Genomic DNA, 11,775 nt, shown 5'->3' on the forward strand with positions numbered 1-11,775 from the left:
CCTGTGGAAACAAGACAATTAAAAATTTTAGTGATTGATGATAACCCGGATAATGTGATTGTCTTAAAAGCCATGATTCGTGATGTGTTTTCAGATGCTACTGTTTTGATGGCTTTTACTGGGAGAACGGGGTTTGAAATGGCGGTGTCGGAAAATCCGGATATTATTCTCATGGATATTATCATGCCAGAGATGGATGGTTTTGAGGTGTGTCGTCAATTAAAAGCCACCCCCGATCTGGCGGATATTCCAGTATTATTTGTGACTGCTGCCCGAGGCGATCGGGAACATCGGATTTTAGCGTTGGAATGCGGCGGGGAAGGCTTTATTTCGAAGCCGATTGATGAACAGGAACTGCTTACTCAGCTTCGGGCAATGGCAAAGATCCGATGGGCCAATCTTCAAAAACGAAATGAAAAAGAGCGGCTTAACAACCGGGTCAGAAAGCAGAACATCGCCTTAAAGGCCGCCCATGCCCGTACCCTCAAACTGCTGAAATCGCTGGAAAAAGAAAATGAAGCCAGGAAAAAAAGTGAAAAAGCGTTGGTCGAAGCCCAAAAATTGGCGCATCTGGGAAGTTATGAATTCGATTTAAAAAAACATAAAATCAGTTGTTCGGAAGAAGTGCTGAATATCTTTGGCATTGCTTCGATTGATGAAGTGAATACCAAGGAGCAATTTCTTGGATTTGCCCATCCGGAAGAGATTCCCATTATTCGCGAAAACATCGAGAAGGTGATGGTCGAAAAATCAACGGCTGATTTTATTTTTCGGATCTTTCGTCAGGATGGCGAAGAGCGAATTATCAATATGCGGATGATTCCCCAGTTTGATGAGGAGAAAAACCATATTGGAAATTTTGGAACCGTTCAGGATATTACCCGAATTAGAAAAACGGAGGAAGAAATCAGGTATTTGAGTTACCATGATTACCTGACCGGTTTGTTCAACCGGCGCTTTTATGAAGAAGTCCTGATAAAACTGGATACGGAAGATAATTACCCATTAACCTTGGTTATGGCCGATGTCAATGGCTTAAAAATGATCAATGATTCCTTTGGCCATGCGGTAGGGGACGAATTGCTCCAGAAAGCTTCCAATGTCATCAAAAGCGGCTGTCGTGAGAATGATGTGATAGCCCGACTGGGTGGTGATGAATTTGTTATTATTTTAACTAAAACGGATGCTGAAACAGCGGCCCTGATTATAAAAAGACTGGAAGTATTGGCAGCCCGGGAAAAAATTCGCGGATTGAAACTTTCCATTGCTTTTGGCAGCCGCACGAAAACCAGGAAAGAAGAGAACATCCAGCAGATATTAAAAAATGCAGAAGATGATATGTATCGGCATAAGCTCTACGAAAGTGCCAGCATGCGCAGTAAAACCATCGAATTGATCATGAATACTCTTTATGAAAAAAGCAATCGGGAAATGATGCATTCAAGCCGGGTTGGTCACATCTGTGAAAAAATCGGTTTGCGAATGAAGCTGGATCAGGATGAAATCAATCAGATTCGGACAGCGGGACTGATTCATGATATCGGGAAAATGGGGATTGATGAAAAAATCCTGAATAAAACGGGCGCTCTGAGTAAGGATGAGTGGCAGGAAATTAAGCGACATCCTGAAATTGGATATCGGATTCTCAGCTCGGCAAATGAGTTTTCGGAAATGGCCAATTGTATCCTGGAACATCATGAACGCTGGGATGGGCATGGATATCCAAAAGGTTTAAAGGGGGAGGAAATCTCACTGCAGGGAAGAATTGTGGCAGTGGCCGATTCCTTTGATGCCATGACCAGTGATCGCGCGTATCGCAAAGCACTGGCCTATGATGAGGCCATTACGGAAATTAAGCGCTGTGCCGGGACCCATTTTGATCCCCTGGTGGCCAAAATGCTGGTTGAAGTTGTGCATTCGGAAATGATTCGTTAGCGACACCTGCTGATTCGGACATGGGGCAGGATACTAAGGGGATACGGATGGGAACACAGGCAAATAAAACCATTTTTGAGCTGATTCGGATTATGAAAGAGATTTATAAAAAAGATCTGACTATTTATGATGATGCTTTTTTGATTAAATCACTGGAGCGGCGGATGATGAGCATCAAGCTCAGCGTTGCAGAATATCGCGTGTATTTACAGCAAAATCGCGCGGAAGCCGATTTATTAATGGCATCTTTTCAGATCACTTACAGCCAGTTCTTTAGAAATGCATTGACCTTTGCGGTGCTGGAAAAGCTGATTTTGCCGCAGCTCTTCAGTCAAAAGCCGGAAAATGGTGAAATCAGAGTTTGGTCGGCCGGTTGTTCCACCGGCCAGGAAGCTTATTCGATCGGAATTTTGCTTGAAGAAGGGATCAAGTCGGTGTCAAAGCCGAGGCGATTTCGGATTTTTGCCACCGATCTTTCACCGGAAGCCTTAAGCGTTGCCAGAACGGGTCTGTATGATGGGGATGACATTGCAAATATTCGCATGCATCAGCTGAAAAACTATTTCGAAAAACAGGGCGATGTTTACGCAATTGGATCAAAACTAAAAGAAAAAATCGATTTTTCGGAGTATGATTTGTTGGATTCCCATTCGAGCAATCCTCCGGATAGCATTTTTGGTGATTTTGACATCATATTTTGTTGCAATCTGCTTTTTTATTATAGCGCCGATGTGAGACGGTCAATTGTCAGAAAACTAAAACGTTCTCTGGCCAAAGGCGGTTATTTGGTCACGGGCGAGGCGGAATCCATCTTTATGGCAAAAGAACCGGATTTAAAGATGCTATCTTCCAGTGTGCCTATTTTTCAGATCAGTCGGTAATGGGATGAACAGGATATCGTACCAAAAATTTATTGCGCAAAAGAAAGATTAACAACCATTGTGCTGAGTTGTCAAAATTGTTGCACCTCATAGTCAGGGTCCCGGGAGAAAAGATGAACATTAAAAACTTAAAAGTGAAGACTCAGCTTGCGATTGGTTTTGCGACCATCATATTTTTTGTTATTTTATTGGGGATTTTGGTTTATATGCAAACCAATACCATTGTGAATCAGGCGGAAACCATGTATGACCACCCCTTTAAGGTTACCCGGGCAATTGACCGACTGGATTCGGACATTTTAAATATGCGGGTGGGCGTTAGAGATCTGCTGTTGGCCAATAACCAGGAAGAACGTAATAGTGCCATTGAAGCGATGCAGCAATATGATGCTGATATCCAGATCCAATTTGATATTGTCCGCGAGCTTTATCTAGGGCCTAAACAGGATGTGGATGCGGCATATAATGCTTACATCAACTGGGAAACGGCCCGGGCCGATATCGTGGCGAATGCTCTGGCCGGAGACCTGGAAACCGCCCGAAAAAGTCTGTTGCCGGGCGAAAAGGTGGGAATCTACCGGGATACCTTAACTGAAAAAATGGCAGTGGTAGAAAATTTCGCCAGTAATAAAGCGGATGAACTCTATCAGGATACAATGGATTTATATACCCGAATAAAATTGCAGTTAGCCATGATTGTATTAATCATTATGGTGTTATCGATACTGATTAGTTTTCTCTTGCTTCGAAATATTCAGGAACCGTTGAATGAACTCACCCGAACAACGGATGAATTTCAAAACGGAAATCATAATGCCCGAAGTGTTTACGCTTACACGAATGAATTTGGGAGCCTATCGACTTCTTTTAATACGCTGGCGGATGACATTCAAAAAAACCTGGAGCTGAATGAACGAACAGCCAATTTTATTAAAATTATGTTAGCAGAAGAAGATGCCCAAAATTTCTTTAGAAAGACTCTGAATACCCTGTCCCGCTATACTGATTCCCAGGTAGCAGCGGTTTATCTGCGCAACGCCGATACGAATCAATTTGAGCATTTTGAATCGATCGGATTGGATGAAACAGGCCGGGCGGCGTTTGCCGGAGACACCCTCGAAGGCGAATTCGGAGCAGCCCTTGCTAGTGGTCATTACACCCATATTAAGGATATTCCGGAGGATTCACGATTTGCCTTTTACACCGTCAGTGGGAAGTTTATGCCCCGGGAAATTATCACCATTCCGATTATTTTTGGCGGCGAGGTTATTGCTGTTTTGTCCCTGGCGGCCATTGGAAAATACAATCAAAAAGCCATTGATTTTATCGAAAAAACAATTAGCACCATGAGTGCCCGAATTGAAGGGATTTTAGCCTATCGTACCATCAAAGCGTTTTCTCAAAAATTGGAACATCAAAATCGGGAACTGGATGCCCAGAAGAATGAAATGGAAGAACAGTCAGTGGAACTCATTCATCAGAATATCGAGTTGGAAATGCAGAAAAAAGAGCTCGATGAGGCGAACCAACTGAAAACAAACTTTTTATCCAATATGAGCCATGAATTGCGGACACCGCTTAACTCGGTCATTGCCTTATCTGGAATTTTGAACCGGCGCCTTAAAAATGAGATCCCCGATGAAGAATACAGCTATCTTGAAGTCATCGAGCGGAATGGAAAGAATCTATTGGCACTGATAAATGATATTCTTGATATTTCCCGAATCGAGGCTGGTCGGGAAGAGGTTGAGATTACCACCTTTAATATTAACCAATTGATCGATGAGGTGGTGGAAATGCTGGCACCTCAGGCTCGCGAGAAAAATGTGATCTGTCGCAATGGATCGGGCAACATGGCCGTCTATATTAACAGTGACAGCGATAAGTGCCGTCATATTTTGGAAAACTTGGCTGGCAATGCGGTTAAATTCACCGAGCAGGGTCAGGTTGAGTTATCCATTGGTCAAGATGATGAAAACATAGAGATTCGGGTTACTGATACAGGAATCGGAATTGCTGAAAACTATCTGCCCTATATTTTTGATGAATTCAGACAGGGAGATGGTAGTACGTCCCGTAAGTTTGGGGGAACCGGGCTGGGGTTGGCTATTGCACAAAAATATGCCCAGCTATTAGGGGGAACCGTTCGTGTGAAAAGCGTGGTCGATGAGGGATCCGAATTTATTTTGTCACTACCGATTCATTACGCACCGGGTAAAAAGGTAATCAAACCAGCCTATCAAGGACAACGGGAAAGCGGTCAATCTGCAACGAGCATGATAACACCCCAATTGTCTGGAAAACCTTCGACAGATCCCTCGACAAAAACCCTATTGATGGTTGAGGATAGTGAACCGGCGGTAATACAGATTAGAGATTTGCTGGCTGAAAGCGGCCACACGATAAAGGTAGCCCGAAATGCCAAAGAAGCGTTTGAAATCATGGAAGAAGTGATTCCGGATGCCATGGTTTTAGATTTGATGATGCCAGGAATTGATGGATTTGAACTACTCCATACCCTCCGGGAAGCTGAAGCAACAGCTCATGTTCCGGTGTTGATTCTGACCGCCAAGCATATTACCCAGGACGAGCTCAAAGATCTGACTAAAAATAACATTCATCAATTGATTCAAAAAGGTGATGTGAATCGGGATGAGCTGAAAAAAGCCATCGCCTCCATGCTCTATCCGGCGACGCATAAAAAAAAGATCAGGCCCCTGAAACCCCGAGCCGATCAACGTAAGCCATTGGTGCTGGCGGTGGAAGATAACCCGGATAATATGTTCACGGTGAAAGCCTTATTGAGCGATCATTTCCGGGTTTTGGAAGCAGCTGATGGCCAGGAAAGTATTGAAATGGCCAAACAATTTGTTCCCGATCTGATTTTGATGGATATTGCCTTACCGGGAATTGATGGGATTCAGGCCTTTAAAGCGATTCGGGCCTTGCCGGGATTGGCGAAGATCCCAATCATTGCGTTAACCGCCAGCGCCATGACCCAGGATCGGGAGGGCATTTTAGCCCAGGGATTTGATGCCTTTATCCCTAAACCGATCATTGAACGGGAGTTTTTGAAAGTTATACGAGAGGTACTCTATGGCTGATAGACAATTGAAATTTTTAGCAATTGATGATAATCAGGATAATTTGATCACCATGCGGGCACTGATCCGGGAAGCATTTCCCGAAGCCTGGGTGCTGTCAGCCACCACCGGAATAAAAGGGATTGCAATTGCCAGGGAAGAAGATCCTGATGTCATTCTTCTGGATATTGTGATGCCGGAAATGGATGGCTTTGAAGTGTGCCAAAGACTTAAGAGTGATTCTCAGACAAAAGAAATTCCAGTTGTTTTTATCACCGCCATTAAAGGGGATCGTGAGCATCGTATTCTGGCACTTGAGTCTGGTGCGGAAGCGTTTTTAGCCAAACCCATCGATGAATCAGAATTGACTGCCCAGCTCAGGGCGATGGTAAAAATAAAAGCCGCCAACCGTCAAAAAAAAGACGAACAAGGCCGCTTGACCCAGATGGTGGAAGAAAAAACGGCGGCCCTGAAAGCTGCCCATATCAAGACCATGGAATTACTGGAAAGCCTTAAAATCAGTGAAGAAAGAAACCGCCGACTGATTACTCAGATGGAGCAGGGCCTGGCCGTACATGAGGTGCAGGTTGATGAAAATGGAAAACCAACGGATTGTAATTTTTTATATGTTAACGCTAGTTTTGAACGGCTGACCGGATTAAAAAGTCAGGATATTCTGGGGAAAACCCTATCAGAAATCATGCCCGATTCAAAGGATTTTCTGGTTGAAAAATATGCGCAACTAATTAAAACAGGCGCATCTATGCGTTACGAAAAATATTTTCCACAATTTGCAAAGTACTTTGAAGTGGTGGCCTATTCCCCAGAGCCCCAGCAGGTGGCAGTGATCATTTCTGACATAACCGAGCGGAAACAGACCGAAGAAAAGATCTGCTATTTAAGCAATCATGACTATCTTACCGGAGTTTACAATCGCCGCTACTATGAAGAAGCCCTAGTTAATATTGATCGGGTTGAAAATTTGCCGCTGAGTTTGGTTATCTCTGATGTGAATGGTTTAAAGTTGGTTAATGAATCGTTTGGACATGCCTTGGGTGATGAGCTGCTAAAAAAAGTGGCCGGAATTATCCTGGCAGAGTGTCGGAATCAGGACGTGGTGGCCCGGCTCAGTGGGGATGAATTCATTGTGCTGCTACCCCAAACGGATGAGGATCAAGCCGCAAAAATTGTCAAACGGATGAAAGTCGCAGCACTGGAACAATCCGTTGGAAACATTGATTTCTCGATTTCGTTTGGTTATGAAACCAAAACCGAGAGTCACCAGACTATTCAGGAGGTGTTAAAAAATGCTGAGGACAACATGTATCGTCATAAACTCTATGAAAGTGCCAGCATTAAAAACAGAACCATCGATTTGATTATGAATACTCTTTATGAAAAAAGCAGCCGGGAAATGTTGCATTCACAACGGGTCAGTGAAATCTGCGAAAAAATCGCAGTGAAAATGAATTTTGATCAGGATGATATCAGTCAGGTAAAAGCTGCCGGATTAATCCATGATATTGGAAAAATGGGGATTGATGAAAAAATACTCAATAAACCGGGTGGACTGGATCCAGACGAATGGAAGAAAATTCAACGACACCCAGAAATTGGCTATCGGATTTTAAGTTCATCCAGCGAATTTTCAGAGTTGGCCAGATACGTACTGGAGCATCAGGAGCGCTGGGATGGAAAAGGTTACCCGAAACAACTGATGGGAGAAGAAATCTCCATCCAGGCTCGGATTATCGGGGTGGCTGATGCCTTTGATGCGATGACCTGTGACCGGGCTTATCGTAAGGGGCTGAGTGTTAATGAGGCGGTGGCTGAAATTAAAAAATGCGCTGGTAGCCAGTTTGATCCGGAAGTCGCCAATGTCTTTATCGAAAAAGTTTTGAATGAGCATCGCACCCAAGCGATTGATTAAAAAATACTCAACGGCGATTGTTGATACGATTAAACTCCAGGCAGGGTTTTAAGCAAGTGCATCAATAACCTCCATTGAGTAGATCACTCCATGAAGGTTATCGATCACAACTAAATTTGAAAAGAGGTTTGCTATGTGCGAAAAAAAACAGGATGTCATTGAAGCGGTAATAAAGAAGTTACAAAAAGGAAATCAGGTCTTTGTGACAGCGGAAAAAAACCCCGGAGATGTTTCTCAAAAGGTACGAAGTAAGAATGTGGAAGCGGGTCAGAAGCCCGATGTGGTAGTTGTGACCTGTTCAGATTCACGGGTGCCGCCAGAACATATTTTTTCGGCTGGAATCGGTGAGTTGTTTGTGATTCGAACTGCTGGCAATGTTATTGGTGATTTTGAACTGGGCAGCATTGAATATGCCGTCGGTCATTTGGGGTCATCTGTAGTGTTGGTGCTGGGGCATAATCACTGCGGAGCAGTGGCTGCCGCCATGCAGGGGCATGGTCATGGGTATATTACATCGATTGTGGAAGAAATACAGCCAGCTATTGAGGGTGAGCAAAATGTTGCTATTTGTGAAAACCTTAATATTGACAATAGCATTAAGAGAATCCTTCAAAGTGAAGCCATTAATGAACGAATCAATGCAGGTGATGTCAAGGTGTTGGGGGCAAAATACAATCTCGAATCGGGAGTCGTGGAGTTTTTCGGGTAATCGATTAACGCAAAACGCAGTTATGGTGTGCCAGCGGGATTAAGGAAAAAGGAGACCAAGATGAAACGAAAACTGGTAATGCTGATGGGCGTGTTTGGAATAGTGGCCCTATTATTTATGAGTTCTGGTTGCAAAAAAAACGAGATATCGAAACCATCGACAGAGGTGCTGAATTCGTTTGACACATCCTTGGTTGAAAAGACCAATGACTTTGGATTCAATCTCTATAAAAAGCTGGCAACGGGAAATGAAAACATCATGATCTCACCCGTTGGCATCTCTCTGGCCATGGAAATGGCTTATAACGGAGCTGTTGGTACGACCCGGACGGCCATGGCAGAAGCCTTGAACATTCAGGGCGTTGAAGTGGAGAAACTCAATAATAATAATCGGGCCATGATGTATCTGTTGACCTCGGCTGACCCCAAAGTGACCTTAGATATCGCCAACTCGATTTGGATGTCTGATGATTTCAAATTTTCCGAAGGATTTGTAGAGACAGTTAATAATGAGTATCAGGCGACGGCCAAACAACTGGATTTTTCAGATCCCAAGTCTGCCAAAGTAATCAACAAATGGGTGGAAGATCAAACCCGGGGAACCATCGACCAGATTGTCGCACCACCGATTGATCCGCAAACCATTATGTTTCTGATTAATGCCATTTACTTTAAAGGAGCCTGGACCAGTCCCTTCGAAGAGTCGCTCACTACCGACCAGAGTTTTAATCTGGCTGGTGGACAGATCGTGACTGTGCCAACAATGTACCAGAGCGGTTCGTTTGATTATTTAAAAACAGCTGACTTTCAGGCACTACGGCTTCCCTATGGCGAAGATGAACGGATGGCGATGGTGCTGTTTTTACCCAATCCGGATTTCAGTCTGGGCGAATTTTTGCAGCAGCTCAGTCAGGATAGCTGGTCAAACTGGATGGGTCTTTTCGAGCCAAAAGAAGGGAGCCTGATGCTTCCGAAATTTACCATGGCGTACGAAAATTCATTGAATCCGGTATTGTCGGATATGGGCATGGAAATCGCCTTTGAAGCTGGTAAGGCAGATTTTTCGAAAATGACCGCGTCAGCAGCGCAGGGGGATGTATACATCAGTGATGTTAAGCATAAAACCTTTATACAGGTTGATGAAGCTGGTACTGAGGCCGCCGCCGTTACCTCGGTGGAAGTGGGAACCACCAGCATGCCCGTTTACGATTTTGAACTCAATTTTGATCGTCCCTTTTTCTACGCCATTCAGGATCGGGAAACCGGCGCCATCATTTTTATGGGGATGCTACAGGATCCCCGTTCATAAAGGCATTGTCCGGTGTTGCTCTGATCGACAGCATCGGGCATTTTTATTCATAATAGGGATTCTTTAAGATTAATTGTGAATTTCAAGATAATTCCATAAAAATGTTGTATTTTCAAGCATAAAAAAGTAAACTTAGTGATGTAAGTTCAGTAAGTGTTTGATTGAGATTTAATCGCATGGTGATGAATTTCCGGAACATAACGACTTAAAATTACCGGCAAAAGAGAGGAAAAAATGGGATTTTTAGAGATTTTAAAGGCAATCTTTCTGGGGATTGTCGAAGGTGTAACCGAGTGGCTGCCAATCAGCAGCACCGGACACATGATATTAGTGGATGATTTTATTAAACTGAATATGTCCGATCCATTCATTGAAATGTTTCTATATGTCGTTCAGTTGGGCGCCATTCTGGCTGTGGTTTATATCTATTGGCATAAACTGGTGCCGTTTTCATTTAAAGATAAAAAAATAATGATCCGTAAAAACACGGTCATTCTCTGGTCAAAAATTGTGGTGGCCTGTATTCCGGGAATCGTGGCCTATTTCCTGTTGGACAGTCTCTTCAATACCTATTTTATGAATTCGATCACAGTGGCAGCGATGCTGATTCTCTATGGGATTCTTTTTATTGTGATTGAAAATTACAACAAAAAGCGCAAACCGGAGATTGTCAAGTTATCGGAACTCAGTTATAAACGGGCCCTACAGATTGGTGCCTTTCAGGCGTTATCGATTGTTCCGGGGACATCCCGATCCGGAGTAACCATTCTGGGGGGGATGATTTTGGGGACATCCCGAACGGTGGCTGCCGAATTTACCTTTTTTATGGCCGTTCCGGTGATGTTCGGGATCAGTTTATTAAAATTGATTAAATTTGGTTTTGCCTTTACTCTTTGGGAAGCGGTGATATTGTTAGTGGGGATGATCACGGCCTTTATTACGTCCATACTGGCCATTAAATTCCTGATGACCTATATCAAAAAGCATGACTTTAAAATTTTTGGCTGGTACCGCATTGTTCTGGGTGTAATTGTCTTGTTGTATTTCTTTATCACCGGTAACTAGGCTGATTGATAATACTACGAGTTGAAAGGAAGAAAAATGATTATAATTGAGCAGGAAAAGTGTATTGGTTGTGGTGCCTGTGTTGATGATTGTTTTACCCGGGATCTTGTCATTGCCGATGATAAGGCCAAAGCCCTTAATCAAACCTGTATTAAATGCGGCCATTGTATTGCCATCTGTCCGGTTAATGCCGTCAGCATAACTGACTACGATATGAACGAAGTGAAGGAGTACGACGCTGCAAGTTTTGATATTGAACCGGAAAAACTGCTGAATTTTATTAAATTCAGACGGTCGGTTCGACAGTTTACTGATCAGCCGGTTGAAAAAGAAAAGCTGGACGGGATTATTGAAGCGGGCCGTTTTACACCAACTGGGGGTAACCGACAGCCAGTGTCTTTTGTGGTCGTTTCGGATCAACTTGTGGAGTTGACCGGACTGGCCCTGGAAAGCCTTAATAATCTGGGAAAAGTGTTGCTGGCCGATGCCGAAAAGACCCCGCCCTTGATTGCCTATTATGCGAAGCGGTGGTTGCAGATGTATGAAGGTTATCAGACTAATCCAGAAAAACCCACTGATCTGTTTTTTAATGCCAAAGCCGTTTTGATCGTTGTCTCAGAATCACCCATTGATGGTGGCCTGGCTGCGACCTCCATGGAACTGATGACTCATGCCCAGGGACTGGGAATGTTCTACAGTGGCTTTTTTGTCCGGGCAGCGGCCAACAGCGACAAACTGCGACGCTTTCTGGGGATTGAAGATACCAATAAACAGGTCATTGCCTGTCAGGTGATCGGATATCCCAAGGTCGCCTACCAGCGCACCGTGCCTCGAAAAAAACCGGAAGTATCCTGGCGATAAGAC

General features: G+C 43.8%; 8 protein-coding genes. All 8 read left to right on the forward strand.

Features of this window, described 5'->3' with window-relative positions; translation table 11 throughout:
• The first annotated feature begins 3 nt into the window (after positions 1-3).
• The 8 genes from Q7P33_RS00555 (at position 4) to Q7P33_RS00590 (ending at position 11,772) form a co-directional block, all read left to right on the forward strand.
• Positions 4-1,935, forward strand: coding sequence for an HD domain-containing protein (locus tag Q7P33_RS00555; protein WP_303866274.1), 1,932 nt, complete (start codon positions 4-6; stop codon positions 1,933-1,935).
• A 47-nt stretch (positions 1,936-1,982) separates the two neighbouring features.
• Positions 1,983-2,816: a protein-glutamate O-methyltransferase CheR gene (locus Q7P33_RS00560; RefSeq protein WP_303866277.1), complete on the forward strand. Its 834-nt coding sequence runs from the start codon at positions 1,983-1,985 to the stop codon at positions 2,814-2,816.
• Positions 2,817-2,929: 113 nt separating this feature from the next.
• Positions 2,930-5,920: a response regulator gene (locus Q7P33_RS00565; protein WP_303866280.1), complete on the forward strand. Its 2,991-nt coding sequence runs from the start codon at positions 2,930-2,932 to the stop codon at positions 5,918-5,920.
• Positions 5,913-7,829, forward strand: coding sequence for an HD domain-containing protein (locus tag Q7P33_RS00570; RefSeq protein ID WP_303866282.1), 1,917 nt, complete (start codon positions 5,913-5,915; stop codon positions 7,827-7,829). The genes Q7P33_RS00565 and Q7P33_RS00570 overlap by 8 nt, the downstream gene beginning before the upstream one ends.
• A gap of 133 nt (positions 7,830-7,962) precedes the next feature.
• On the forward strand, positions 7,963-8,538 hold the full coding sequence (locus tag Q7P33_RS00575; protein ID WP_303866284.1) for a carbonic anhydrase: 576 nt from the start codon (positions 7,963-7,965) through the stop codon (positions 8,536-8,538).
• Between the two features lie 60 nt (positions 8,539-8,598).
• Entirely contained in the window at positions 8,599-9,846 is a 1,248-nt protein-coding gene (locus Q7P33_RS00580; protein ID WP_303866285.1) for a serpin family protein, read from the forward strand.
• A 234-nt stretch (positions 9,847-10,080) separates the two neighbouring features.
• Complete coding sequence (locus tag Q7P33_RS00585; RefSeq protein ID WP_303866286.1) at positions 10,081-10,911, forward strand: undecaprenyl-diphosphate phosphatase; 831 nt, start codon at positions 10,081-10,083, stop codon at positions 10,909-10,911.
• Positions 10,912-10,947: 36 nt separating this feature from the next.
• Positions 10,948-11,772, forward strand: a complete 825-nt coding sequence (locus Q7P33_RS00590) for a nitroreductase family protein (RefSeq protein WP_303866289.1) — start codon at positions 10,948-10,950, stop codon at positions 11,770-11,772.
• The last annotated feature ends 3 nt before the right edge of the window (positions 11,773-11,775 follow it).

Source organism: Acetobacterium wieringae (assembly GCF_026646375.1).
Classification (GTDB): Bacteria; Bacillota; Clostridia; order Eubacteriales; family Eubacteriaceae; genus Acetobacterium; species Acetobacterium wieringae_A.